The following is a 26838-nucleotide window of genomic DNA, read 5'->3' on the forward strand; positions in this document are numbered from 1 at the left end:
TATCTTGATTAATCACAAATGTTGGTTGGTACCTACCTATAGCTTACTAAGTTCATCTATGAAAGCGGGCCGTCGTTTATACAGCTCTTTCAGTTCTTCAATTAAACGGATTTGTTCAATATGCCCGCCAATTTTCTTGAATCGTCGTAGCATTTGGCAAATCCCTCTATATTGGCTTCGGTTGTATGTCTGGTCTGCCATTTCTTTTATATAAGTTCCAAATAAACGAATAGCCTCTTCCTTATGAGCATCCATTAAATATTTCAAGAATTGCTCAATACTAGAAGGGTTTGCTTGTACATAGCGAAGCATAGAATCCACGTCATTTTCAGCCTCAATAAGCTGGAGAAACATCCTTTGATTACTAGTTGCTAATTCTTTTTTTAAGTGATCATAAAAGGAAGGGAAATCATCCGCTGCAAGTTCTTTCAAGTCCCAATAGTAATCAAATTCTCCAGCGAAAAGTAATTCACGCCCTGTCTGGATCTGCTCTTCAGACATGTTCATCTCTTTGTACGCTTTATAGCGCCATTTTTTCCAACGAGTCACCAAACCGCGATAGTTCGCATCCTTTTTTTCGCCTGTCAGAGCCAACTCCAGTACGCGACTACTATTGCCATTCTCCCATTCAATGTGCATCAATCGTTCACGAAAGGAGGGATAGTCCAATTTATCGTGCAAAAATTTATGCGCTTCCGCAACAGTACCATGCGTTTGTATCATCTCAAACAGCAAGTTGTAAATCTGCTCATTCGAATAGTCCTTATAATGATTTTCGGTGGTATGATTAATACATGATTCCAATTCACCAATTAATCGCGAACGCAACTCGTCATCTTCGGCAAATAGCGTACTGATGGAAAGCAAATCGTTGCGATAGTCTACCCATCCTTCAAACACGTTATCTTTCGAAAGTTGAATGAGTCTTTCCAACAGCTCCCTTTGCTCCGTGACATCTGTTGTTTCTTCTGCAATCCGACGAATGGTCGTTATTGTTTGGTCGACTACATAACCAATTTCGCCTCCTGAATCATCAGCGTATTGATACGAATTGACCGCTTCAGTTAGGAGCAACCCGGCAACCTCTGTCGCTATCAACGGATCTTTAATCGTATCAATCCTCTCTAGTACCGCTGTTAAGTCAGTCGCAAAGTCACTGACATATTTATAGGAAATATAGCCTTCTCTCGCCATGTATTTATGAATGACCGAGTCAATTAATTCTCTGCATCGATGCAGTTCCTGCTGCGCGTCAACGCTTGCATAATTGAAAACTAACCGATTGTGCAAAACACTGTCTTCATCCGCCAAATCGACCAGTATAGCAATCAATTTTTCTTTTGATAAACTTCCAAGAACGTCTTTCAAATCGGGTTGATTACTTATAGAATCGAATTGTTCAGGAAAGTCTCCATCCTCGAAGTGCTCCAATAGCTCATAAAGAACGGCAACTTCATGCTTGCAAATTGGTCCTGAATCGTAAGGGCACGTACATTCTGATGAAAGGATTGTATAATCCTCATCCATATGTATCGAAATCTCATACAAGTCTGTTCCTTCAACAGACGCTCGATAGCGCCCTTCTTCATGATCATGGGTGATATCCGTAACCAATCCTGATGCAAAATACGTAAATCCCCGTTGCAAAATAACGGGACTCACTTGTTCTTTAAAATGGTAAAGATTCATCCTGTTTCCCCCTAAGTGTTGGTTGCAGCAAGCGTATTCATATTAATCAGTGTCGAGAAGCAGTGCCAGTTTTCATTTTCTTAATTCACACCAATTTTATCACACAGGTGAAGGTTTCTGGCGATGATACCGTCAATTCAATAAGCTATAGCCTAGGAGAGATACGAGAAAAACAACGAGACTTGGAATAAAAACATTCAGGAGCGACCTTTTTAATGCTCTTATTTCCTTAGAAAGAAAAGAATGAAGTACTTCAAAAACTACAAATGTCCCTACTATAATATAGGGTTCCTTCCACAATTCCTACATATCGTGTCGCCTTATACTAGTGATACGTTCAAGGCAAGGGTATCTCCATTTATCCATTCATTAATAACACTCTTTCGTCAAAGCTTGGATATAATACGTGAAAAACTGGTAAACTCTTTTCACCATGTTGCTCATTTTTCCATAAGATGTTTAACCACTCTTCAAAATTGCTTAGTGTTTTAATAATTTTCTTTGTATCTTGACTTATGAAACCAACACGGTACTCATGATTTTTTACATTGTCATCACAGATGAATACCCAATGATTATTCGAACTATCACCAGCATCAAACATCGTAAAAGAAATTAATGTAGCTGAACGAATCCATTCATTCGTTTCTACTAGGAGTACTTCACTTGGAATATCCGGAATAAGGTCGTGAACATGACGAATGTCTGCGCAAGGAGAGATATCGTCAACACCACCAATAGGTTCGCAATCCAACAGGAAAATACCGTTTGAGAAGTGTTTCAAAAACAATCTAAATGATGGAGGCAAGGGATACCCAAGAGTCTTTTCGTATGCGCAGATCATTTCTTCCGACGCAGGTTCTGTCTTGTCAATACTTGGGTATCTCATGTTAAATTGCTCAATGAATTCTTGTATGAACATATTATCACCCTTCCACTGCCAATATTTCTTAGGCAATAAATAATACGTTGAATGTAAAAAATAGTAGTCCATAAAAGCTTAAAAACGACAGGAATAATGAAAAAAGGAACGTATTGGCTAAGCTAAGCCGTCAGTTCCTTGCATCGAGAGTCGAAAAAAATTAAATCTGTTTTTTACTTCAGTTTCCTTCCGCATCCGTCCAAACGACCTTGTACAGCAAAGCGATGTCATAGGTTTCAAGCCTTTCAGGTAAACCGCTGTCTTTCGAGGGTGCGAAAGTAAACAGCGTGCTACCTTTTGTCCCAACCCAAGCGGCAAGATAAATTGGTTTGTCTTTGTGGAGAGTGGAATCTGAAATGACGAGGTTCCCAAATGACCGGGCTAAGCTTCCAACTTCAATAGGGTATGTGATCGATGTGCTCCCTGAAGGATAGCTGAGCTTGATTGCTACGTTTTCTTCATCAAGTTCCGTCACGGTGAACGAGATCAATTTACCATCGAAATGTTTGTCTTGCGTTGAAGATGTGAGAAGAAGTTCCTCTTTGAATTTCCCTTTATGATAGACCTCGACGGAATACGTTAAATCTTCATTTTCGGCAATCTTCCCGTTCACTGTAAAGAATTGCGGATTGTTTGCTCCCGCCATAGAAAGCAATAACTCTTCATGTTCGCTCAATGTATACGGTTTGATGCTCAATGTTGCATCGGTTGAATCTTTAGGAGACATAAAAGAGCAGCCTGCTAAAAGAAAAATCGACATCCATACAATTGAATACTTTTTAATATGTTTCACACAACTCCCCCTCTTAATTTGATTTTACTAGTTATACGTATATAAAAGCAATAAGATTCAGAAAATAGTACATTGAATTTCCAATTAGGTTCGCACCAGGTTCTCATTGAATTTTATAATGCTTTAGAACGTATAGAAGTGAATGCAAGTTATCTATCAGAAATCTTTGTATATTCGATGGAACATATTGTTAGTGATATGATACTATTTAAGTAGTGGGAATTTTGTAGAAAAATAGGAAGGGGACGTGTATGCGTTCGTTTACTAGTCGAAATGTGGATTGTCTAAAAAATGCCTGATTCACAAGTTGTCAATTACTTGCAATAAGATGAAGTTTACCTACCTTTTTCTATATATAATAATGTTTAAAATTGGAGGTGTTTCTGTGGGGAGTTTTGGAAGTAGATTAAAAGAACTTAGAGATTCTAAAGACATTACTGTAGAGAAATTATCGGAAACACTAGGCATCGCGAAAAGTGTGATGTGGAATTATGAAGCGGATAGGAAGGGTCCAAGCTTTCTGCATTTCATAATGATTGCAGAATATTTTAACGTATCATTGGATTATTTGGCATTCAGTAAGCAGGCTGCGGTTGAACTTTCCTCATACGATTCATTTAAAAGTTGTGAAATTCACCTGGATGGAATAGCAATTAGTGAAGAGGAGCATGAAGAGTTGCTCGTTTATTTACAGACACGCAGAGCAATAAAAGCTATGCGAAGCGATGAATAACTATTGTTTCAATATGTGGACTGGATTCAGTTAAATCTCTTAGCGACACTAATAGCTATATAAATTGGTTGCAATAAATATTATTGGCGCAAATTTCAAATTATTCTTTTACAAAAGAGCAAGGGGGGCGTTTATATGTTTAGCTTTTTGAAGTCGAAATGTGGACTATGTAAACGAAAAATTGCGCAATATCAGAGGTACCGACTACCCGATAATAAGGTGAAGAAGATTTGCTTACCTTGTTGTGAGTACGCAGAGAGACGCGCTTATCGGAAGTGTTGAGCGTGTATAATACGTGTGTTTGTGTGTGATAGATTGCAGTTGTGTGATACAGGCACATGATTGTTTAGACGAGGTGTAAACGAGTGGATGTGAATAAGCATTTAATTCTAATAAAAAATATAGATAAGACGAAACAAATTGTTGATTGTGCTTTCCAAGATGGGCAATGGCACGTGAAGTTTCAAAACAACGATAGAATCTATCAATATCGTAAACATAATGTCGTTTGGCATCGTAATCCCAAAATACTGGACCTGCATAATCGAATCATCTATGCAGATGGTCAGCCGCTTTCAGGTATTCAGGTGGTACAGGATTTCGGTGATACAATTCGACTCGTTTTTACGAGAGGTTTTCACAAAGTGTACAAACGATCGCAACTGGTGGTGGAAGAATCGTGTTTAGCTAACGAGAAGTCTTCAAATTGTTTGGGGTATTTGAAAACGTTGGCGGAACATGTAAGTGCCAATCCAGAAGACGAAAATGTTTCATTTTTAAGTAAGCAATACAATCGAATGACAACGATCAGTCCTCGGAGCGTATTAGCTTTGTATTTAGAACGGAAAACGTTTACTCGAAATCCGGTCACTTCAAATCTCATTTTTCCGTTTGGATTAAATGCGAGTCAGAAATCAGCGACAGAAAAGGCAATTGCGGGTCCGATTAGTGTGATTGAAGGTCCGCCGGGTACGGGTAAAACACAAACGATCTTAAACATTATTGCAAATGCGGTCATTTACAACAAAACCGTAGCGGTCGTGTCCAACAATAATGCAGCAACAGCAAATGTCCTGGAGAAGCTACAAAAGTACGGGCTGGATTTTATTGCTGCTTATTTAGGCAATCATTCGAACAAGGAACAATTTTTTGCCGAACAGACTGGAAGTTATCCAGACATGACAGACTGGTTGATGAGCGAAGAGCAATCTCACCGCATTAAAAACGACTTAGTAGAATTGCAAATTAAGTTAAATGAAATGCTTGTCCTGAACAATAAACGTGCGCAATTACAACAAGAATTAGCCATGTTGCAGACGGAATTCCAATATTATGAAGACTATTACTCAAGGAACAAATACAAACAACTACGAATCAACGCTTTTTTACGGTTTGATGCTGAAAAGTTGATGAAAATGATCATTACATATAAAGGTGACGCTGGTAAAAAGAATTCGCTCAAAAAGAGAATTTACAATTCCTTTGTGTATGGCATTTACAAGTCTGATTTACATAAATACGATGCTGAGACGGTCGTTTCTCACCTTCAAAGAACCTATTACGATGTGAAAATAACTGAACATAATAAGGAAATAAAAAGTTTAACAAGTAGATTAGGAAGTTACGATTTCAATCAAGCAATGACTGCATTTAGTGAGCAATCGATGCGATTGTTCAAATCAAATTTAGCAAAGAAATACAGGGAACAAGACAAGAAAAGACCGGTCTATAAAAGTGATGTGTTATGGAAAAATATAGCACAATTTGTTCAAGACTATCCAGTTGTTCTTAGTACGACGCATTCGTTACGCAATAATGTATCTGAGAACTTTTTATTCGATTATGTCTTAATCGATGAAGCTTCACAAGTTGATGTCGTAACAGGTGCGTTAGCGCTGTCATGTGCTAAAAACGCAGTCATCGTTGGGGATACAAAGCAATTGCCAAATGTCATTACGACCGAAGTACGGGAGAAGGCACGCAAGATTTTTGATGCCTATCGTCTGCATGCAGGCTACAATTACGCCGAGCACAGTTTGTTATCATCGATCGTTTCGTTGTTTGACGACCTCCCACGTACACTTTTAAAAGAACATTATCGCTGCCATCCTAAAATTATTGGTTTTTGCAATCAAAAATTCTACAACAACGAGCTGGTTGTTTTAACGGAATCCAATGACATAAAAAAACCGCTACTCTTGTATAAAACGGTCAAAGGGAATCATGCAAGAGGGACGTTCAATCAACGGCAAATTGATGTCGTTTTTAATGAAATCTTACCGGAACAAGACATTGATACGGACAAACAGTCGTTAGGAATCATTACGCCGTATCGTAAACAGGCAAATGAATTTGATCAGTATTTCGGAACGCAAAATATCGAGGCGGACACGGTTCATAAATTCCAAGGTCGCGAAAAAGACATTATTATTCTTTCGACCGTAGCAAATGAGATCAACAAAGACGACTTTGTAGATGACGCCAATCTGATTAATGTAGCCGTGTCGCGTGCGGTCGACCAATTAATTGTTGTGACGGCTGATGGCAGTGAAGAGTGGCATGGTACGAATATTGGTGATCTGATTAAGTACATAAAATACAATAACTTTGAGATTATTGAAAGCCAAATCTATTCCGTGTTTGATTTGCTATATAAGAGTTATTCAGAGAAGCTGTTAAAAGTGATGAAAAAAAGTCAGCAAGTGTCTGAGTTTAGTTCGGAAAACCTCATGAATCTTGTACTAAAAAAAGTCTTGGCACACGATGAATTTAGGAGCTTGGATTTTGTCCTGCATCAACCGTTGCGCATGTTAATCAAAAATCCCGATCAACTGTCTAAGGATGAATTCAATTATGCGATGAACATCTTAACACATACAGACTTTGTCATTTTTAATAAGTTGGATAAGATGCCGGTATTAGTCGTGGAAGTAGATGGCCACGCGTATCACGCTAGAAATCCAAAGCAACTCAAACGAGACCAAATGAAAGATCGGATCTTAGAAAAGTACGGAATACCGATCATTAGAATAAAAACAACGGGAAGTGAAGAGGAGAAGCTCTTACGAGAGAAACTAATTGAATTAACACGTGGATGAGCTATTCACAATAATTCATCCAACAGAAAGGGGGAACTACCGATGGCATTCATTAAAAAGCCATTCCTGTCGAGAGTGGTCGACGCATTGAAGGATAAGGAAGAATTGAAATTACCTGTCGTAATAAAAGAAGCAGATTCAATGGATAGTGAAATTGCACGTTTACAGCAAGCATTGGCAGAGGGACAGTTGAATGACACGGAAGCGAAGAAGCTGACAAAACAAATGAAGTTCCTGGAGATTGGTAAGTCAGGTGAACAATCATTGCTTTTTGAGTTGAAGAATTCGTTTTTGCCAATCATGATTTTGCACGATGTTCAAATTGAGCATAAGGGGTTAACAGCGCAGTTCGATTTCATTGTCATCACCCGTCAATTCTTTTTGGTCATTGAAGTGAAAAAGTATTATGGAAATATTACCGTCAACGAAAAAGGCGAGTTCATTCGAACGGTCAATCGTGGAGGACGAACAATTTTTCAAGAAGGCATGTACAGTCCGATTCGGCAAGTTGAACGGCAAGTGGACGTATTGCGCGCGATGTTGATGGATCATGGTGTTATTGAGAGAACCCCAATCCGATATGTCGTTGCATTTGCGAATGAGAAAACTGTACTTAATATAAAAAAAGCACCGCCGGAAGTGAAAAACCAAGTATTCCGTTCAGACGGAATTGTATCGTTTTTGAAGGCGGAGTTAGCGAAAAAGTCACCTGTCTATTTTAGGGATAACCGAATGCGGGAGTTTGCTGAATACATTAAAGATCAGCATCTCAGTAACCGTGCGATCGAGAAGCAAGAAGAAACCGAAGTCCGTTATTTTACAGAAGAAGCAGACCAAGAAATTCAACCTGCAGTGGGAATTGAGAAAGCGATAACAAGAGATGAACTTGAAGCAGCATTGAAAGCATTTCGGAAACAGCTTGCCGAGAAAACCGGTCAAAAAGCATTTTATATCTTTACGAATAAAACATTAGATGAGCTAATTGAAAAAAGGCCACAAACGTTAGAAGAGTTACGCCAGATTTATGGATTGGGCGATAAGAAGATTCATGAGTTTGGGGAGGAATTGGTGCGGGTGGTTTCTGGAGAGGTAGTTTTGATTTCTTAGCATTTGGGTACTTGGGTTTTTTGGGTATGCCTCTCTTGGGTCTTATTTTTTGTCTTAACCTAATAGTGCGACATTGTATTCAGAAATCAATATTACTGCCACGCTCAAGATACTTCTAATGCCTCGCGAATCGAAAAAAGGATTGAATAATATATTAAAGAGCTGCACTGCGTAACGTCCAATGCGTGAAAGCTGTTATAATGGTTATACTAACTAAAATGCGTGGTGGTATAGATGCAAGAAGAGTCACGCTTCGAAAGAAGAAAGAAAGTCCAGTTCGCTGTTGGAATGGCAGCGATTGATGGTGGAAAACCGAGCGCATTTACAAAAAAACTTTTAGAGCAGTATGAAAATGGTCAATTAACATCCAGTGAATTAAAGCAAGCCATTGTCAAAAAATATACGAGGACTTCCCAGTAACTATGGACTCGTATGTAGAAGAATCTCCTGAGCCAAATTACCTTAAAAAAATTATTTCAGATGCATTATATGCGGTTCCTTCCCAAAATGTTGATTTGGAGGAGGAAGTCTCTAGTAGTTATCAGGTAATCGGTCAGTACGATGTTTCTGAATACGAGGAAAAACCATTTGATATTGAATTCAACAATAATAAAACTAAAAAGTAATCCACCCTTAGGTTTAGCTTACTATCAAGGTTGGATTATTTTATTTCACAAAAATGCGAATGCTGGTATGACAGTAATGAGAAAATGATGCCAGTGCCAAGTCATTTACATAATTGTAAAATGTATCGGTGGATTAGCAATTAATACTTGAATACCTGTTTAAAATGATTAAATTAACATGAATGTTTCTACTCCATGCACCGTCGAAAATCAACCACCTATGCATAGAATCCCTTTTTGTCACTATACTAAGTCCATCTATAATAGGAGGGATGATGATTGTGACAAACGATTCGAATCCTAGCTGGAAAAAGAACCACCCGAGCTCCCAGCTGAGCAATGCTGTTGAAAAGGCGGAACGCTCGGTGAAGCAAGCGTTGTCAAACCCTGAAGAAATGGCGGTCGAACATGCTTTTAATTCGATTTTACGAGCAGAAAATGCCTTTGCCAATGCAGTGGAGAAAAATGAGCATATGGATACGGTTCATCAGAATAAGGAGCAATTGGATGATTTGCGGCAACAACTGAAGGACGTACATGAGCAAGGTGAAAGTATGGAGTAATTAGGAGAGAAGAGTTTACGATTGCGCAGATTGCCGTAAGTGGTAAGCGATATATAGTTTCTTCCGTAGCGGGTATTTGAGGGTACTCTTAATCTCGATGGAATAAAAATACAATAAAAACGGCGATCCCTATCTGAATGTAAAAGGTATTGGATCGCTCTTTTTTTCTTTGTATACATGTATGTTCCGTTGAGGCGCAAATACCGCTAGGAAGTACAAAGTGCTATTCCTATATAACGATTCTGATTGGTCTCTTGACAATAAGGTTTTTCGCTATTGAAACATTGTTAAACATATTTCGATTTTTTTCTTGACGAGCGCAGAAATTCATTATATTATCAACGATATTGAGAATCATTTTCAATTAATTGAAGTCAGGAGATGAATAGGTATGAAGAAAAGTATGATTTTTCTTGTTGTCGCTATGATGCTTGTATTATCTGCATGCGGCAGTGCAAGTAACGAGGGCAAAAAAGAAGAAACAAAAAAAGAGCCAGAGGTACAATCTGGTGAAGTGAATTTATATACAAGCAGACATTATGATGTGGATAATGAATTATATAAAAAGTTTGAAGAAGAAACAGGCGTTAAAGTGAATGTCATCAAAGGTGAAGCTGATGAGCTGATTGAGCGCATTAAGCGTGAAGGTACTGCAACGAAAGCAGACGTTTTCTTAACAGCAGATGTTGGACGTCTTTTCCGTGCGAAGGAAGATGGTTTGCTTCAAGAGGTGTCAAGTGACATTTTAGCTAAACAAGTGCCAGAAAAATTCCGAGATCATGACGATATGTGGGTAGGTTTGACGAAACGTGCACGAGTTTTAGTGTATAATAAAGAAAAAGTGAAACCTGAAGAACTTTCTACTTATGAAGCCCTTACGGAAGATCAGTGGAAAGGACGAGTTCTTGTTCGTTCTTCAGAAAGTGTGTATAACCAGTCCCTTCTTGCTTCTTTCATTGAAATAAATGGAGAAGAGCAAGCGAAAGAGTGGGCACAAGGAATTGTTAACAATCTTGCTCGTAATCCTGAAGGTGGAGACCGAGACCAAGCGAAAGCAATTGCTGCTGGAATCGGTGATGTTGCGATTATGAACACATACTATTTTGGTCAAATGCTGAACTCACAAGATCCAGAAGAAGTGAAAGTAGCTGAAAATCTTGGCGTGTTTTTCCCAAACCAAGAAACAACGGGAGCACATGTGAATATTAGCGGTGCAGGCGTTGTAAAAGGATCGAAAAATGCTGAAAATGCAATGAAATTACTTGAATTCATTACGGGTGAAGAAGCACAAGCAGAGTTTGCTTCAGCGAATTATGAATACCCGGTGAATCCGGATGTTGAACCTTCTGAGCTCCTAAAATCTTGGGGTGAATTCAAAGAACAAGATATTCCGTTGCCAACGCTTGGAGAGAACAACGCGAAAGCGATTATGATCTTTAACGAAGTCGGTTGGAAATAAAAAGAGTAAGCCCCCTGCCGCTTTTGCGGTAAGGGGTTTCTTGCGGAAAAGATAAAGGATGGATTTGTCATGAACAGGTATTTGGCGAACGTGAATGGGTGGACAATTGGAGCTATACTAATTATTATCTTGCTATTTATACCAAATATCTCGATTGTAACCGGCATTTTTTCACCAGCAAGTGAAAACTGGACGCATATTAAGGATTACATGCTCTTAGATTATATAAAATCTTCATTAACACTCGTTTTATTTACAGCATTGTTTACGATAATAATTGGTCTCAGTCTTGCTTGGTTAATTGCCCAATATGATTTTCCGCTAAGAAATTTCATGAAGTGGGCACTCATTCTTCCTTTGTCAATTCCGCCATTTATCGGTGCTTACACGTATCATGGCATTGTGAATTACACGGGTGTGATTCAAAAGACACTCCGTAACCAGTTTGAAATCAATCCTAATCCTGCTTTCTTTGACATCATGAATGTGCCAGGCGCCATTTTTATTTATACAATCTTTCTCTATCCGTATGTATATATGATTACAAGAATTTTCTTGTCTCATCAATCCGCGTCGCTAATTGAAAGTGCTCGTACCCTCGGGAAAGGGCCGTGGGCAGTTTTTTTGAAAGTAGTTGTCCCAATTTCACGCGTCTCAATTATTGGTGGCGTAAGTCTCGTGATTTTGGAAGTGTTAAATGATTATGGAGTCGTTAAGTATTTTGGCATTCAAACGTTCAGTACAGCTATTTTTCAGACGTGGTTTGGACTTGGTGATTTGGATTCATCCATTAAACTCGCTGCTTCCCTCATGGGTATTGTGATTTTTATTCTAATGGTGGAACGTTTACTACGTGGTGGTAAACAATACAGTTATTCAACGACAAAAGTGAGACCGCTTCCTCTTGTCAAGTTGAAAGGGAAGTCAGCCGCTTTTGCTACGATGTATACCTTGACGATTTTTAGCATTGCCTTTCTAATCCCTGTCATTCAGCTGGTCGATTGGGTGATCTTGACGTTTGGAAAAGTGCCGATGGATGAGGTTCTCGTGTATACGAAAAACTCTGTTTCTGTCGCTGCACTCAGCGCGACATTGATTATTGTATTCTCGTTGATCATCGGTAATTTTAGCCGGTTCGTCCATCATAAATTTGCAAAAGTACTACCTAAATTGACCATTCTCGGTTATTCAATTCCGGGGGCAGTCATCGCGGTAGCGGTCGTTACGACATTTATAGCGCTTGATCGTTTTTTTGCTCCTGTTTATCGGTGGTTCGGGATGGATGCAGATCTTGTCTTAAGTGTGAGTCTTTTCATGCTCATCAGTGCGTATGTCATCCGTTTTTTTGCGATTGGATATAATTCGATTGAAGCTGGATTCGATAAAATCGGCACGGATTTCCATGACGCTTCTCGCATGTTAGGGGTTAGCCGATTGCGAACATTTTTCAAAATCGACGTTCCGATGATGAAGGGTGCGATTATTAGTGGATTCGTCCTTGTGTTTGTCGATATTCTCAAAGAAATTCCGTTAACACTTATTTTAAGACCCTTCAACTATGACACGCTTGCAACGAAAGCATTTCAGTATGCAAGTGATGAAAAAATCATGGAGGCTTCACAGGCTTCGTTACTGATTGTGGGTGTCAGCGCAGTTGCCATTATTGTTTTCCATAAGCTACTAAGAGAGGAGCCGAAATGATATGTTCATCGACATTCGAGATTTGAGTTTTTCGTATGCTAATTCAGTAACGAGAGCAGTTAACTGCATTTCGTTTACAGTGGAAAAAGGGGAAGTCATCTCTATCCTTGGTCGAAGCGGAAGTGGAAAGAGTACAATTTTACGCTTGATCGCAGGTCTTGAAATGCCGGATGCGGGTTCGTTTACATTGAATGGCAGAAAAATTATGGATGCGCGGACATTTATTCAGCCAGAAAAGCGGGGAATTGGGATGGTTTTTCAAGACTATGCGCTATTCCCTCATATGAGTGTAGAGGAGAACATATTATTTGGGCTTTCGAAGATGAGTCGGAAAGAGAAGCAGAAGCGTGTAAATGAAGTGCTTGAACTCGTTGAACTGGAAGGTTTTGAAAAACGCTATCCACATCAATTGAGCGGCGGCCAACAACAAAGGGTTGCTCTTGCACGGGCAATCGCTCCAGAACCTGAACTTATCCTGCTTGACGAGCCGTTTAGTAACCTTGATACAGATCTTCAAGTGAAAATCAGGGAAGATCTTCGGCGCATTCTTAAGAAGGCTAATACGACTGCTGTATTTGTCACGCACAATATCAATGATGCGCATGCACTGGCGGACCGGATTGTGAAGATTAAAGACGGGAAGATTGACATCATTGGGCGTCCTTGTGATTTGTTGGTCGGTAGTGCAACGTAAGCACCTACAACACGGGTGGAGTTGTTTTGAGGAACTGCTTTGCCTGTGAAAGAATGAAATTAGTGAATTCAACACGATTACCAAACAAATAAAATGAAAGAAGGGAGCCCGTCATATTGAATGGGCTCCCTTCTTTCATGTAAATTGTTATATAATGGACGCTAAACAATTATTGTGGATTGGTGCGCATAAATAATTCCCGGTCAAGCGCATTAATTTTATGTGTAACGTATTTGAGTTCTTTCGTCAAATTATCTTTGTCTTGTATCGTGTTTTTTGATAACGCTTCGAAATGTTGGCCGACCCTGTTAATTTTGATTCAACTGCATCTAATCGTGTATCGACCGCATCAAATCTTGTATTCATTTCGGTTTTCATGTTAGACATTTCGGCCTTCATGCTGGCCATTTCGCTCTTCATGCTGGTCGTTCCAGCCTTCATGCTGGCCATTTCCGATTCTATAGAAGTAAGCTTGTCCATGACTTTTTACATCATTTCCGTCAATTGAGTTTCCATCAGCATCACCCCGTTTTACTCATTATACGATTGATGTACGGTTACTTCAACGAGGGATATAATTGCTATAGATAACAGGTATTCTTTTAATTGTTTGAAAGGAGTTACTGCTGACTTCTCTTTATCGGTTGGCAGCAATTTAGTTACGGCTAATAGATTAAGTTGCTTGCCAATGATTTTGGCACAAATGAAAACTGCGTCTGTGCGTGTTTACTGTGTAATATCCTGATGTATGAAGACGATACGACAATGGTCAAAGTGAATTTTACAATAGGAGATGTAGGAGAATGACGGTTAATCTAAATGAAAAGGCACTTCAACTATTTGAGGTAAATGAATATGATGCAGCGCTTGCACTGCTTGAGCAGGTGGTTAAGGAAAAGCGGACAGTGCAATCGTTGAATAATTTGGCGTGGATGTACTTGTATGAAGAAGAGGATGTGCGTCGAGCGAAACCGCTTCTGGAAGAGGTTGTAGCGCTGTGCCCGAACAGTCACTTTCCGTTTAACATGCTCGGAGAAATTGCGTTGGGGGAGAAGGATTGGGAAAGTGCAAGGGAACTGTTGACGGAATCAATAGCCATTCAATCGTCACGTGAAGCCATTCATAATTTAGCAGTTGCCGACTTTCATACGGGTCGTTTTAAGCAAGCGGCAGACGGATTCCATGCAGTCGCTGAAGACTCGGATATCGTTTGTTGGTATGAAGTAATCGCACGTATTCGAAACGGGGAGTTGGCTGGTGCCAAATCAATACTTGACGAGTGGAACAGTGAGTCTGCTCATTATTTAGGGGCAATCGAAGCGGCAGATGCTTATGTGGAATTGGACTGCTGGCAAGAAGCGCGGGACATGTTTGAAAAAGAGTGGAAAGATTATTTCGTTTCGCCTTACGTGATCGGCCGGTATGCGTATGTTTTATTCCGCTTACATGATGTGCACGCTTGCCGGCAAGTGATCGATCAGGCGGTTGAGGACAAGCAAGTGGAAATCGAAGAAGTGAAGCAGGAAATATGCGATGAACATTGGTCTGAAGCGGATAAAGCCGATAGAGTTCAGGAGTTGCAAGAGGAACTAAAAGGCCTACAACAACTATTTGCAAAATTGCAGGCAGGCTATCGACCGGTTTTTGAGTTTGAATTACATTCTGAGGGCGGCTGTTATTTGTTTGGCTGTAAACAACACGGTCATTCGGAGTGGGTGGAGTGATTGGTTAGGGGTTTGTTGATGGTTCTGGTGAATCAAAGACTTAGGTAAGCTTTACAAATGGAGCACTTATATTCATGTTGTGTTGCTGAGTAGAAGTCAGCACACATTGTTAGGATTCATTACAAGGGGGAAATGTATATGGTCGGTATGTTGAAAAGCAAGCGGGTTCTTTTACGAGAAATAGAAGAAGAGGATTGGGTGGACGTTCATCACTATGCTTCTCAAGAAAAGGTTTGTCAATATCAGCCCTGGGGACCGAACACAGAACAAGATTCCAAGGAGTTTGTAATGCAGGTTTTACGCTTGCGCTCATAAAAGAGCATGTCCGAATGAGGGAATACAATCATGCCTATTCCTGGTTAGCTGAAGGTAAATCCCTGTTGCCAAAATTAAATGCAAAAAAACAGGAGTACTATGAAACGCACTTCAATATTAAGTCGTCCTTCGAATGAATTATTTGGAAGCGATTTGAAACATGGTCTTTACGGTGTTTACGTGGACCAAAAAGGTACAGCTGTTATAGACCTAGTCCCGTTTACGCATATCATAGGTGTACCGTCACCTCAGGATCAATTCGAGTTGTTGAATACAATGACACAAACTATCCTCAGCCATCCAGAAGTAAAGGAAATTTATTATACATTTAATTTGAACCGGACGGATTTCTTTGATTGGCTGGACGCCGATGAGCAAGTATATACACGGGAATAAATTGCGGTTGATTGACAGGAACTACAGATGGTCAGGTTCTTCTTCGTTTAATGAAGAACCTGGCCATTTTAGATTGGTGACAGAGTAGACGATGCAAATCGAATGTTATCGTTTTTTCTTCCGCGCCCTATACTTCAACAGTATGCTAAAAACGACTACGCCTGTAATGATGGTATAGGCGAGTATTTGCCAAGTGAACAACAGTTGAATGGCATCTTCGATCGAAGTGCCACGGAGGAATACATCATACGGATTTGCGTTGCGGTACGCGATCGGTAGCTTGTCTCCGACGTTGTATTGCTGGTACGTATAGGGGGTGACGTCTTTTATGACACGGAAATTCTGTCCGTATTTGTCTTCGAAAGAGATGACGAATTCGTATTTTGAGTCTGCATATTTGCGATAGGAGATTTCGTAGTTACGGTCGAAAGTACGTTACCAATTGCCAAACCTGCTATTTCATTTCATCATTGTCTCGTAGAAAGTGAACCCGGTTCTTGATAGACCAAAATCAACTCCAAATAACTCTCAATCCGCTTCGCTTGCCCAACAGCACCTAATTCTCTAAATAGATAAATCGATTTTCGAATCTTCGTGATCCTTGTTCTGTTTCTCCCAATCGCAATTTATAAGCACCTTTGAGCTGCAACAAGTTTGCCCGCTCAAACAATTTGTGTTCAGGTAGTGAGAGCTTGTGCAGGTAGGAAAAGAACTCGTTCAATTCTGTTTGAAATCTCGTGTCGTGCGTGAAGTCAGTGACAGGCCCCAATAGATACGTAATTGAATTCATGAGAATGGTCGTAATGACGTCATTTACCTTTTGGAAATCCTTGTATCGAATACTTTTTTCATATGCGGTTCGTGAAAGCAGGAGCACGGTTTCCGGTTCAAGAAAAAATAGCGTGGCATTATAGAGCATCAATTCATAAAGCCCCCATACTTCAATGCGGAAGAAGTAATCTGCTAATCGTTGAATGTCCTCTTTGGTTACTTCTTCATCCATCCTTTTGTTGTCAAGGATCCCTTCATACATATGTAGCATTAACACATGATACTGATAGGTTTCCACCCCGAATTGCTGCCACTTTTTCGTTTGCTGCTGTTTTAACTTCCTTAGTGCATCCGAATCACCTTGTGTGTATGCGTTGTGAACCGCTCTGAAAAACTGTTCAAGTTGGCTCGATTGGAACTCGTTGTGCACAAACAAAAATTCATCAAAACTCATCATCATTTTTTCTAATATGTCCGTGAACAGCCCAAGTGTCATATCGGAATCGCCGCGCTCAAATTTCGATAGGAATGAAATCGAGCAAATCCCATCCGCCAATTCCTTCATCGTCAGCCCTTTTTGCTCCCGAATCTGTCGTAGTGTTTCCCCGTATGCTTTCATTACTTCGCCCCAATTCCACTATATGAAAATTTGATAAAGCCTTCTAAAATTTCATTCTACAATAAAAATAAGATATTTCCATTATACATGAGGAGGCGGCTGAAATGGCTGAAGCAAAACAGTATCTAATAAAAAATGGGACGATTATTGATGTTGAAAAAGGGGAATCATTCCTCGGCTCAATTGAAATTGAAGGAACAAAAATTAAGCGGATGTATAAGGTGGATGAAAGGTTGCCAGAAAACCTTCAGATAATTGATGCGAACGGTATGTATATTATTCCAGGTTTGATCGATATGCATTGTCATATTCAATGTAGATTTGCGCCACATTTCTTAGCGTCTGGTGTGACAACTGTCCGGAATCCGGCGAGTAATGTGATGATGATTGAGGATTTGCTCAACGCGCCGTTAGATGCACCAACGCCTCGTGTTTTTTCAGCAGATCGTATGATTGACGGCGAACCGGGGCTATGGGGGCCAACAAGTTACGGAAATTTTGTTACAGAAGATCCTGAAGAAGCTCGAGTGGAAGTGCGAAGACAGGCAGCAACCGGTGTTAACTTCATCAAAATTTATGGCTTGGCAAATCGGGAGGTTATACAGGCAACCGTTGAAGAAGCGCGGAAATTTAATTTGGAAGTGGCATGCGATTTGATCCATTCCCAAAAAGTGAGTGCGTTGGAAGCAGCGGAGCTAGGCGTTACGTGGTTCGAGCATGCTTCAGGGTTTGTACAGTCTCTCTATCCCGGATGGTACCCAACTGCGGATCAAGCAGAATGGAGTCATATCGATTGGGAGAATCCTGACGAGCAGATGATTAAAGAACTTTGTAAACAGATGCTCCAATATGAAGTGAAGCTCTGTCCGACGCTTGTCTGCTTCGATCAGTTGAAACGGTATCCTCATATTTGGTCGCCGGAAAATCTGGTGATACGTTCTCTCGAAGAACATGCTATTTTGATGAGTCATTGGAAGAGCATGGAACAACAGGTAGACAGCATTAATCAGCAATTTTGTCATCAGCATGCTTTTACAAAACTTGTGACGAAGACCTATTTTGACCTTGGTGGGACAGTTGTAGCAGGGACAGATACACCTGCGCTTTTGTACACGTTCCCAGGGATGGCGCTGCATCGAGAGTTAGAGCTATTAAGAGAGATTGGCCTAACTGAAATGGAAACGTTACAAGCTGCAACAATCCGTGCGGCGCGATCCATCTATCTTGAGAACATCGGCGCAATTAAAGAAGGGTACATTGCTGATCTCGTCATCTTGAATGAGAATCCCCTCGAAGCGATCGAACATACGAAAAGCATCCATCGCATTGTGAAAGGTGGGAGGGTGTACAGCCGAGAAGAAGTGCTTACGTATATTCCAAGTGAAGAGGATTTTGAACAACGTATGGTTGAATTCCAGAAGAGGTGGGAGGAGGAGATGGGTACAGTCGAAGTTGGTGGTTGAGATTAGTGTGATAAGAATCGATCCCTGAACAGTAAACAAATTATACCTTTATTAAAAAACATCCATCCGTGAGTGCTTACTCATGGGTAGATGTTTTTTGGTGTTGCTTCCATGTTCAAATAGGATTGTTTACAAAACAATACCTGTCTATTTCTTGTCATTCAACTTATCGGTGAATAGCCCTAGCTAAATTGGCTAACTTTATGAATAATGCCATGTAGAGCCAATCAATATATTGTAATTTTATAAAAGTTCAGTATAATAAAAATAGATTGGTGGATTTTCCACTGGTTAGTGAAGCAAATCATAATGAAAGGGTTGAAGAGTAGACGGTAAACATACTAGCAGTCTAGCGAAAACAAAGTTCAGAACGATTAATTAGCGAAGAAGAACTGGAATTTCAATGCGCTCCAGTCTCCAACATCTTAGTACGCTTTCTGCCTCATGTGTTTTGACTGGATAATCCAGCAAAGAAACAAAATACAAAGGAGTGGATTGTAGATGAAAGAAAAAGAATTTCAAATGACAGACGAACCTTGTGAAACGATTGACATTAAAAAATTGGAGAAGTTAGATCGGGAAACTAGGTATATCGTAAATTCGGAATTTCGGACAGGCTTGTCATTAACAGTTGTCTATTTCCTTTTCGTTCTTTCGGTTCCTGTCATGAACTGGTTTAAACCGGATTGGGCGTTTGCAAAGCTGTATGGTGGCATGTCAACAAGTTGGTTTCTAACTGCAATTGTTGCGATGGTGATGGCTTTTGTTATCGCGTTCGTGCACACGAAATTGTATGAGCGATGGGAAAAGAAAGTTGAGACCATTATTGCTTCTAGCGAAGAAGAGCCAAACACATCTTCAGGTAGAGAGAAGGAGGTTGTTAAATGATGGAATTCCTCCTAGATCCAAAATATTTATTCACCCTTTTGCTCTTAGGTACGATTGTCTACATTACGTATCTATCAAAAAGGAATGAGAGTGCAAGTGATTTCTTCGTTGGTGGACGTCAATTCGGCTGGTTTACGAATGGCTCTGCAATTGCTGGGGACTATTTGAGTGCTGCTACATTTCTAGGACTTGCAGGACTTACATTTTCAATTGGATATGACGGAGCTTTTTATACGTTCAGCTTTTCGATAGGCTTAACGTTGTTGGCGTTATTTGTGGCGGGACCTTTGCGCCGTTTAGGAGCATATACGGTCGCAGATTTTGTCGCATATCGTTTTCATAGCAAGCGGGCGCGTATTATCGCTGTCATCGTTGTGTTGGCAATTTCAGGTTTTTATGCTGCACCGCAATTGCTTGGTGCGGCTTCCATTTTAAGTATGTTTTTTGGCACATCATATGAATTTGGAATTATTTTTACAACTGCGGTTATGATTTTCTATGTCGGTGTCGGTGGAATGAAAGGGACAACCTTAAATCAAGCTTTGGAGCTTTGGATTCGGTTAGGCGCTTTTATTGTTATGGTGGCGGCAGCCATTTACGGTGGATTTCATTACGAAAAGATTTTAGCCGTCATCAACGACTTCAGTGGAACAATTGCAAACACTGGAGCATTTACAAGTGATGGGAAAGACATCGTGTTTAACGGAGAAAATTGGTACAAATCTGGTTTATTTAATCCGAATTTTTTGCATAGTCTTTCCATGGTCATTGGACTTGCACTTGGTGTTATTGGACTACCTCATATTTTATTACGTTTTTATACGAATCCAAATGCGAAGGCCGCTCGGAAATCTGCAGTAATGTCCATTGGGATTGCCAGTTTGTTTTTCGGTCTTGCTGTGTACCTTGGAGTCGTTGGACGCGCAATTTTTTTGGAAGGAAATGCGAGTACTGAAGTGATGAAGAACTTAGTAACTGGCGGCGATAACATGGTCGTTCCGTCAATTGCAACGGCACTTGGCGGTCAGTGGCTCCTTGGTTTTGTAATTGCTGGAGCATTTGCTGCGATTTTCTCAAACTTGTCTGGATTGTTCATTGCCAGCTCAGGAGCTATTGCGCATGACTTGTATGCAAAGTTTTCAAAGAAGGAGTTGACTGAAAAACAACGTGTACGAGCAGGTAAATGGGCCATCGTCTTTCTTGGCGTCTTTTACGGTGTGCTTGGCCTACTTGTGAAAACCGCCTCAATCGGTCACCTTGTTGCACTCGCTTTTACCGTTGGAGCGAGTACGTTTGCACCAATATTTATCCTTGGAATTTGGTGGCGAGGAATCACTGAAAAAGGTGCCATTGCAGGTCTAGTCATGGGGCTATTAGCATCGCTGTTCATGATTTTCTTTTCGTCAGTTTTACCAGAAGCATTGCAATTTAGAGTACCAGGTATCATTACTGTGCCAATCGGGTTCTTATCCGTTTTTATCGTCTCAAAATTGGATGGCAAAGTACCGGCTGACGTAAATTTATTCATGCGAAAAGTCCATGCTAAAGAAGAGTTGTCGTAAGCGGCGTTCTATTTTAGAGGATTTGATGAATGATGACGTTGTGTATCTTACAAAATCATAGGATTGCTGAAGAAGTTTGTTTTTCTACTAATCTGTTTTCTAGGAGGCGTTAACGTGTATGTACCGTTGCTATTAACAGACTTTTTAGATCGTGCCGTTAAACTATATGGCCAGAAAACGGCCGTTATTGACGATGATAAAGTTGTCACGTATTCCGAGTTAAATAACAGGGTGAACCGACTATCACGTGGATTGCGGAAAATGGGAGTCGAAAAAGGTGATCGCGTTGCTATTTTAGCACCGAATACGTTGGAAATGTTAGAAGGATTTTACGGAGCATTCCAGTTAGGGGCTGTTGCTGTACCTCTTAACATTCGACTGAAACCAAATGAGTATTTGTTTATCTTAAATCATAGTGAAACAAAAGTGTTGCTCGTAGATTGGGAATTGTACGAGTCGATTGCGCCTGTTAGAGAGCAGTTGCATGTAGAACAAATTATTGTGCATGGTGCTGCTAATATAGAGCTTGCAGGAACGGATGTAGCGTATGAAGAGTGGCTTGCTCAATTTTCAACAGATCCGATTAATCGAGCGGAATTGGATGAATGTGATATTGCGAGTTTGCTTTATACGAGTGGCACGACGGGTGATCCGAAAGGTGTTATGCTTACGCATCGAAACAACTACTTGCAAGCCCTTCAAGTGATGCATCATTTACGTGTCAATGACCAGGATGTACTACTTCACGTGCTACCGATGTTTCACGTGAATGGGTGGGGATCAATTTTTTATTATACAGGCAACGGCGCAACGCAAGTCATGTTGAGGAAAACCCGGCCTAAAGAAATTTTTGAGAAAATGCAAAAGTACGGTGTAACGGTCATGCACATGGCCCCAACAGTATTAAATTCACTCATCCAGTATTTTGATGAAAATCAGTTGAATAATGACCCGCATAAGCAAGTTCGCATTGTAGTGGGAGGATCCGCTCCTCCTGTCACTTTTATTCAAAAAGTAGAGGAAGAACTTGGGTGGGAATTCATTCAAATTTATGGAATGACAGAGACGTCCCCATTGACGTTAATTTCCTTGATTCGCGATCAACATGTGAATGAACCGAAAGAAGTGCATTACCGGATGAAAGCGAAAGCAGGCTATCAAATGAGCTTGACTGAAGTAAAAGTGGTCAATGAAAATGGGGAAGAAGTGAACCATGACGGTCGGGAAATTGGAGAACTTGTCGTCCGGGGGAACGGTGTGATGGAAGGGTATTGGAAAAATGAAGCTGCAACACAAGCTGTCATCCGGGATGGCTGGTTCCATACTGGCGATATGGGAGTCGTCGATCAGGAAGGAAACATCGAAATTGTGGACAGGAAAAAAGACATCATTATTAGTGGTGGTGAAAATATTTCTTCTATTGAAGTGGAGAATACACTGTATGAGCATCCGGCGATCTTGGAAGCAGCTGTCGTTTCCATTCCACATGAAAAGTGGGGAGAGACACCTCATGCAGTAGTTGTCATCCGGGAAGGTGTGACAGTGACGGAAGAGGAAATCATTTCTTTTGCGAGAGAACAGATTGCCCATTATAAAGCCCCAACCTCCGTTTCTTTTGTAGAAGAACTACCTAAAACTGGATCTGGTAAGATTCAAAAAGCGCATTTACGTAATGAATTTTGGAAGAGTAAAGAGAAAATGGTTAACTAGTGTTACGTGTATGTCCGTGAAAGGAAACGGTGTATTTACAGTCATTGCGTGAAGGTAAATTGGTTGTTGTAAAATGTCCTATATTGTTCATGAAAGAAACCATCCAGCGCTCATATCATCGCGGAGGATGGTTTCTTCATTTTGACGCTCATTAGGTTACCTAGCAGAAGACGTTAATGGTTTGTTCGGTTGTCAATAATCTTCTGCACCTCGTCAGTCGTCAATTCAGCAAGCTTGCAAATTAACTCCAAAGGTAGAGATTCATCGTGCATTTTCAAAACAAATGCCTTTTTGGTTTGTTCAATGCCTTGTTCAATGCCTTGTTCAATGCCTTTCGCGATTCCGATTTCTCGCCCTTTTTCAACGCCTTGCTGAATACCTTGCTCGATGCCTCTTTCAATCCCTTTTTCAAGTCCAAGCTTTTCAGCATCTTCCATCCGTTGAATATGGTCACGCAACGCAATTTCCCTGCTGAGAGCAAGGTGGAATGTTTCGGGATCCATACTTAGTTTACGGATTTCCTCAAATGCCTCTTTGTATGCGGAACTTTCCATCGCAACTTCCTCCTTTATCTTTTGATTTCCTCTAAAAAATAGCAGCCATTTTTCGAGCGCATTCATATCATCTAAAGGCTTTTGCAGTTCTTTTGGCAATTGAATAACGTGTATCTCCAAGTGCTTTGAAAAGAGAAGACCTTTTCTTGGTTCTATTATTTGAAATGTACTATGGATGTCTTTAATTGGCAACATTTCAAAATCCGAAATGATAATCTGGATTACTTTTTTCAACTGTCCATACGGATCTGTACTTCTTATTTGTGAACTATACAAACTCGCCCAATAATACAGCATGCGTTCGTTGAAAGCAGTATGTCTTTCCAATTGCATTTCTATGTTAATTTGTTCGCCAAGTTCAGTTGTCGCACGCAAATCCATAATGGACAACTTATCAACGGCATACTTTTTCGTATTCACGGGATCCATTAACTGTAAAGACTTAATCGTACCCCCTAAAATTGAATTGACAAAATGCAGAAGCAACCGATTGTTCCGTTCATCTGTGAAAAACGATTTGAAAACAAAATCATTTCGTAGCTCTAGTAATTCAGAACCGTACACTTCCATATCTTCCTTCACGACAGTAACCAACGTACATCCCTCCATTTCGTTACAATTATAATAAAACAAATGTTCGTGGAAATCAATTAAAATAACGAATTATTCAAACTTTTATTAAGTGTATTCTATTCTATGTATTTTGTGAAGACTATTTTTATAATATCCCTCATTTGCAAGGTGGATTGTAGAGGACTGAAATGCATAACTAAAAACCGTGTAGACAAAGTTGAATCCTACTTGATCTACACGGTTTAGTAATGTCGTCCTATTATTTATTTTTATCTTTGTCGTTTTCCTCTTGCTCTATCGCTTTATCCGCCTTATTGAAGTCTTTTTGATAAAGTACTTCTTGTGCTGAACTGAGATTATTGTTCTTGTCAGTCATCTGTTCATGTGGCTGTTTGTTCTTATCCATTTCAATTACTCCCTTCATCCTTGTGTCTCTATTACTTGTACCCAAACCTTGGAATACTATGCACAACTCAATGTTAGAGTACATCCATCATTTTTTCGCATCAACCAACACAAGCACTTTTCCATTTTGAACGTCATCTGCAAACTGTTCTGCATCATCATCCGGAACACCTAGTTCAAGCAATGCGTGCTTTAATCCGCCAGCATCTGTACCAGCGCCGATTACTGCACCGCCAATCGTTGTCAAAATGGGGCCGGCCGCTAACACTGCACCGAATCCCGGAATCACAACTGTCGATAACCCTACTAGAACGCCTGCCATACCGATCGCACCGCCCGTTGCAGCTCCTGCAATCGCTCCATCTCTCGTTGACGGTTTAATTTCCTGTGTTACGGCATCCGGCGTTTCAATATGTTTAGCAATCACCGAAATCTCATCAGTTGTAAAACCTTCCTTTTTTAATGATTCCACTATTTCAGCTGCTTCGTGTTCAGTCGAATAGACGCCAATTACTTGTTTTGTCATAACAAAATCCCTCCAGTTCACTTCTGCGGTGATGTATCCTCTTTACCCATCCTGAAAGAAATCTATACATCGTTCCTTGAAAATTATTATCGCAATAAAATGAAAAGGACGATAGCACTCATGAAAATTGGCTCTCAAAACAAAAATGCATGAGAGACAGTTTGCCCCCATGCATCTTTCATTTGGATATTAAAAACGAAGTATTTCGTTATGTTGATACCTTCTACGTACCTCTTTGCTAATTCATTCATACGCTACAACAATATGAAAAGGAGGGCTAAAGATGCTATCGATTGCCACGTTCATGCAAGTGTTACTCCCGTTGTATCTGATTGCAAGCGTCGGGTTTATCGCACGAAAAATAAACGTCTTCCATACGCAGACGAATCAAGTGATTACCCTACTACTCCTGAACATTACGTTACCGGCATTAATCATCTATTCATTGAACACGAAGCTTACAAAAGAACTGCTTATCTCTTTTGAATGGTTAGTGGCAATGTCCATTTTCATCCTCGGCAGTTCCGTCATTGTCGCGTTCATTCTACGGAAGAAAGCGCGTTTGCCTGAACAACAAAAAAGTGTCTTTGAAAGCCTCATTATTTTTGGCAATCAAGGATTCATTGGTTATGCAATCATTTTTATTCTTATGGCTGAAGAGGGAATCGTGTATTTAACGATTTTCAATAGTTGTTATTTGCTACTTATTTGGTCGTACGGTATTTATTTATTCACAAAGGGCGCACACAATGTGAACTGGAAAGGTTTGATCGTCAATCCAGGCATTGTATCAACCGTAATCGGGATTGTTATGATGGTCTTGCCTCTTTCTTGGCCAGAACCATTTGTAGCAACCGTTGAAAGCATTGGCAAGATGACGATACCATTATCGATGCTACTCATCGGTAGTCTGCTTGCGGATATCCGATGGCGAACATTCCGCCAATACAGCACAAACAGGTATCTATGGATAGCGGCTACTTTTCGTTTACTCGTGTTGCCAATTTGTTTACTGCTTTTCCTTTACGTCCATGTGCCTTTTCCATTGCTAGTTGTTGCTGTGCTGACATCGGCGATGCCGAGTGCTACAACGACTTCGGTCTATGCCCAGAAGTTTGGGGCGGATGCGTCTTTTGCTTCGTTTGGTGTCCTTTTGACAACGGTGCTATGCCTGTTTACATTGCCGTTATTATATAGCCTTTTGCATTGGTTGTATCCGTATTTTTACTAATTCATCGTAGGGAACGTAATGACCAATTGACCTTCATGATTCATCACTTCAATGAGTGCATCGTCAAAGAGGTAAGGCGTGTCATTCTGATCACGTGGTGTAACCTTTTCATAGCTATTTCTAGCCGTTAGCACAGGGAATGTGATTGGGATGAAACGTCCTTTATGTAAGACCCGCATATTGCCCATCAGGAATAACTCTTTGCTAGATGCGGCAAAGCTTAAGTGGCCGACTTTCTTATTTGTCGTACGGGAGATAAGTTTTACGTCTTGCAATAAAGCGATCATGCACAACATAATATCATTGATCACTTCAGGTGAAAGTTTATCGAATCCTTGTTCTACGAAAAAGGCATTGAGCTGGTTGCGGATTTCCTTAAAGGAGAACAAATTCTCGATTTTCTCTTTTTTTCCTTTGCCGAGGTTTTGAATGATTTCTTGGCAGTGGTCGAAATAGCTTTTAACGTACCCTGTCATCTGTTCACGTTGGACAAGGAATTGTCCGAGTTCGTTTAGTACTTTATTGGCTTGCGCATGTTTTTTGGCAAATAACAGAAATGCTAGCACGTCTTTTTCGTCAAATGACCGTTCAGCGAATTGTTTGTAATAATATGCAAAAAGTTGTTTTTCTTTATTGTCCATTGGTTTTCACTCCTTCACATCAGAATTTCATCATACCACGGATTGTTTTTCGAGATAATCGACACGTCTTATGTT

The 26838-nt window shown here is 40.3% G+C and carries 26 protein-coding genes; 17 read left to right on the forward strand and 9 right to left on the reverse strand.

What is annotated here, in order from left to right:
• Window positions 1-36 precede the first annotated feature (36 nt).
• The 3 genes from ACVHUV_RS08720 to ACVHUV_RS08730 form a co-directional block, all read right to left on the reverse strand.
• Window positions 37-1689, reverse strand: coding sequence for an SWIM zinc finger family protein (locus ACVHUV_RS08720; RefSeq protein ID WP_462086762.1), 1653 nt, complete (start codon window positions 1687-1689; stop codon window positions 37-39).
• A gap of 358 nt (window positions 1690-2047) precedes the next feature.
• Complete coding sequence (locus ACVHUV_RS08725) at window positions 2048-2611, reverse strand: SMI1/KNR4 family protein (RefSeq protein ID WP_462086763.1); 564 nt, start codon at window positions 2609-2611, stop codon at window positions 2048-2050.
• Window positions 2612-2789: 178 nt separating this feature from the next.
• Complete coding sequence (locus tag ACVHUV_RS08730) at window positions 2790-3404, reverse strand: YgaN family protein (protein ID WP_462086764.1); 615 nt, start codon at window positions 3402-3404, stop codon at window positions 2790-2792.
• 385 nt (window positions 3405-3789) lie between these two features.
• On the opposite strand from ACVHUV_RS08730, the gene ACVHUV_RS08735 reads away from it, so the two are divergent.
• The 9 genes from ACVHUV_RS08735 to ACVHUV_RS08775 all read left to right on the forward strand — a co-directional run bounded on the left by ACVHUV_RS08735 (window position 3790) and on the right by ACVHUV_RS08775 (window position 13385).
• On the forward strand, window positions 3790-4137 hold the full coding sequence (locus ACVHUV_RS08735; RefSeq protein WP_462086765.1) for a helix-turn-helix domain-containing protein: 348 nt from the start codon (window positions 3790-3792) through the stop codon (window positions 4135-4137).
• A 365-nt stretch (window positions 4138-4502) separates the two neighbouring features.
• Entirely contained in the window at window positions 4503-7235 is a 2733-nt protein-coding gene (locus ACVHUV_RS08740) for an AAA domain-containing protein (protein ID WP_462086766.1), read from the forward strand.
• A 42-nt stretch (window positions 7236-7277) separates the two neighbouring features.
• Window positions 7278-8342: an NERD domain-containing protein gene (locus ACVHUV_RS08745; RefSeq protein ID WP_462086767.1), complete on the forward strand. Its 1065-nt coding sequence runs from the start codon at window positions 7278-7280 to the stop codon at window positions 8340-8342.
• Window positions 8343-8576: 234 nt separating this feature from the next.
• The gene (locus ACVHUV_RS08750; RefSeq protein ID WP_371390235.1) at window positions 8577-8762 is read left to right on the forward strand and encodes an antitoxin VbhA family protein; all 186 of its coding nucleotides are present in this window, start codon (window positions 8577-8579) and stop codon (window positions 8760-8762) included.
• Between the two features lie 2 nt (window positions 8763-8764).
• Window positions 8765-8968: a hypothetical protein gene (locus ACVHUV_RS08755; RefSeq protein WP_462086768.1), complete on the forward strand. Its 204-nt coding sequence runs from the start codon at window positions 8765-8767 to the stop codon at window positions 8966-8968.
• A 281-nt stretch (window positions 8969-9249) separates the two neighbouring features.
• Window positions 9250-9531: a hypothetical protein gene (locus tag ACVHUV_RS08760; protein WP_462086769.1), complete on the forward strand. Its 282-nt coding sequence runs from the start codon at window positions 9250-9252 to the stop codon at window positions 9529-9531.
• Window positions 9532-9922: 391 nt separating this feature from the next.
• Entirely contained in the window at window positions 9923-10990 is a 1068-nt protein-coding gene (locus tag ACVHUV_RS08765) for a Fe(3+) ABC transporter substrate-binding protein (protein ID WP_371390236.1), read from the forward strand.
• Between the two features lie 69 nt (window positions 10991-11059).
• Window positions 11060-12691 carry an ABC transporter permease gene (locus ACVHUV_RS08770; protein WP_462086770.1) on the forward strand — a complete coding sequence of 544 codons (1632 nt, stop codon included), beginning with the start codon at window positions 11060-11062 and terminating at the stop codon, window positions 12689-12691.
• A 1-nt stretch (window position 12692) separates the two neighbouring features.
• Window positions 12693-13385 carry an ABC transporter ATP-binding protein gene (locus ACVHUV_RS08775; protein WP_317943811.1) on the forward strand — a complete coding sequence of 231 codons (693 nt, stop codon included), beginning with the start codon at window positions 12693-12695 and terminating at the stop codon, window positions 13383-13385.
• Between the two features lie 246 nt (window positions 13386-13631).
• On the opposite strand, the gene ACVHUV_RS08780 is transcribed toward ACVHUV_RS08775, so the two are convergent.
• Entirely contained in the window at window positions 13632-13865 is a 234-nt protein-coding gene (locus ACVHUV_RS08780; protein ID WP_462086771.1) for a hypothetical protein, read from the reverse strand.
• 323 nt (window positions 13866-14188) lie between these two features.
• On the opposite strand from ACVHUV_RS08780, the gene ACVHUV_RS08785 reads away from it, so the two are divergent.
• From ACVHUV_RS08785 to ACVHUV_RS08795, 3 genes are all read left to right on the forward strand, one after another.
• Complete coding sequence (locus ACVHUV_RS08785) at window positions 14189-15109, forward strand: tetratricopeptide repeat protein (RefSeq protein ID WP_462086772.1); 921 nt, start codon at window positions 14189-14191, stop codon at window positions 15107-15109.
• A 138-nt stretch (window positions 15110-15247) separates the two neighbouring features.
• A complete protein-coding gene (locus tag ACVHUV_RS08790) occupies window positions 15248-15424 on the forward strand; it encodes a GNAT family N-acetyltransferase (protein WP_462086773.1) in 177 nt (58 codons plus the stop codon).
• A gap of 99 nt (window positions 15425-15523) precedes the next feature.
• Window positions 15524-15820, forward strand: a complete 297-nt coding sequence (locus tag ACVHUV_RS08795; RefSeq protein ID WP_462086774.1) for a hypothetical protein — start codon at window positions 15524-15526, stop codon at window positions 15818-15820.
• Window positions 15821-16376: 556 nt separating this feature from the next.
• Here ACVHUV_RS08795 and ACVHUV_RS08800 read toward each other — a convergent pair.
• On the reverse strand, window positions 16377-17210 hold the full coding sequence (locus tag ACVHUV_RS08800; protein WP_462086775.1) for an Rgg/GadR/MutR family transcriptional regulator: 834 nt from the start codon (window positions 17208-17210) through the stop codon (window positions 16377-16379).
• Window positions 17211-17314: 104 nt separating this feature from the next.
• Between ACVHUV_RS08800 and ACVHUV_RS08805 the strand changes: the two genes are divergently transcribed.
• The 4 genes from ACVHUV_RS08805 to ACVHUV_RS08820 all read left to right on the forward strand — a co-directional run bounded on the left by ACVHUV_RS08805 (window position 17315) and on the right by ACVHUV_RS08820 (window position 22833).
• Window positions 17315-18673, forward strand: coding sequence for an amidohydrolase family protein (locus ACVHUV_RS08805; protein WP_462086776.1), 1359 nt, complete (start codon window positions 17315-17317; stop codon window positions 18671-18673).
• A 501-nt stretch (window positions 18674-19174) separates the two neighbouring features.
• A complete protein-coding gene (locus tag ACVHUV_RS08810; protein ID WP_462086777.1) occupies window positions 19175-19561 on the forward strand; it encodes a DUF485 domain-containing protein in 387 nt (128 codons plus the stop codon).
• Window positions 19558-21123, forward strand: coding sequence for a sodium/solute symporter (locus tag ACVHUV_RS08815; RefSeq protein WP_462086778.1), 1566 nt, complete (start codon window positions 19558-19560; stop codon window positions 21121-21123). The genes ACVHUV_RS08810 and ACVHUV_RS08815 overlap by 4 nt, the downstream gene beginning before the upstream one ends.
• Before the next feature lie 114 nt (window positions 21124-21237).
• On the forward strand, window positions 21238-22833 hold the full coding sequence (locus tag ACVHUV_RS08820) for a long-chain-fatty-acid--CoA ligase (RefSeq protein ID WP_462086779.1): 1596 nt from the start codon (window positions 21238-21240) through the stop codon (window positions 22831-22833).
• A 173-nt stretch (window positions 22834-23006) separates the two neighbouring features.
• On the opposite strand, the gene ACVHUV_RS08825 is transcribed toward ACVHUV_RS08820, so the two are convergent.
• From ACVHUV_RS08825 to ACVHUV_RS08835, 3 genes are all read right to left on the reverse strand, one after another.
• The gene (locus ACVHUV_RS08825; protein WP_462086780.1) at window positions 23007-23981 is read right to left on the reverse strand and encodes an Rpn family recombination-promoting nuclease/putative transposase; all 975 of its coding nucleotides are present in this window, start codon (window positions 23979-23981) and stop codon (window positions 23007-23009) included.
• Between the two features lie 238 nt (window positions 23982-24219).
• Window positions 24220-24366, reverse strand: coding sequence for a YfhE family protein (locus ACVHUV_RS08830; protein ID WP_317943836.1), 147 nt, complete (start codon window positions 24364-24366; stop codon window positions 24220-24222).
• An 87-nt stretch (window positions 24367-24453) separates the two neighbouring features.
• The gene (locus ACVHUV_RS08835) at window positions 24454-24891 is read right to left on the reverse strand and encodes a general stress protein (RefSeq protein ID WP_462086781.1); all 438 of its coding nucleotides are present in this window, start codon (window positions 24889-24891) and stop codon (window positions 24454-24456) included.
• A 283-nt stretch (window positions 24892-25174) separates the two neighbouring features.
• Here ACVHUV_RS08835 and ACVHUV_RS08840 point away from each other — a divergent pair, with 283 nt between their 5' ends.
• Complete coding sequence (locus ACVHUV_RS08840) at window positions 25175-26122, forward strand: AEC family transporter (RefSeq protein ID WP_462086782.1); 948 nt, start codon at window positions 25175-25177, stop codon at window positions 26120-26122.
• Here the strand turns inward: ACVHUV_RS08840 and ACVHUV_RS08845 are convergent.
• Window positions 26119-26763, reverse strand: coding sequence for a hypothetical protein (locus ACVHUV_RS08845; protein ID WP_462086783.1), 645 nt, complete (start codon window positions 26761-26763; stop codon window positions 26119-26121). The two genes, ACVHUV_RS08840 and ACVHUV_RS08845, sit on opposite strands and share 4 nt — an antisense overlap.
• Window positions 26764-26838: the final 75 nt, after the last annotated feature.

Source organism: Sporosarcina saromensis, from assembly GCF_054901285.1.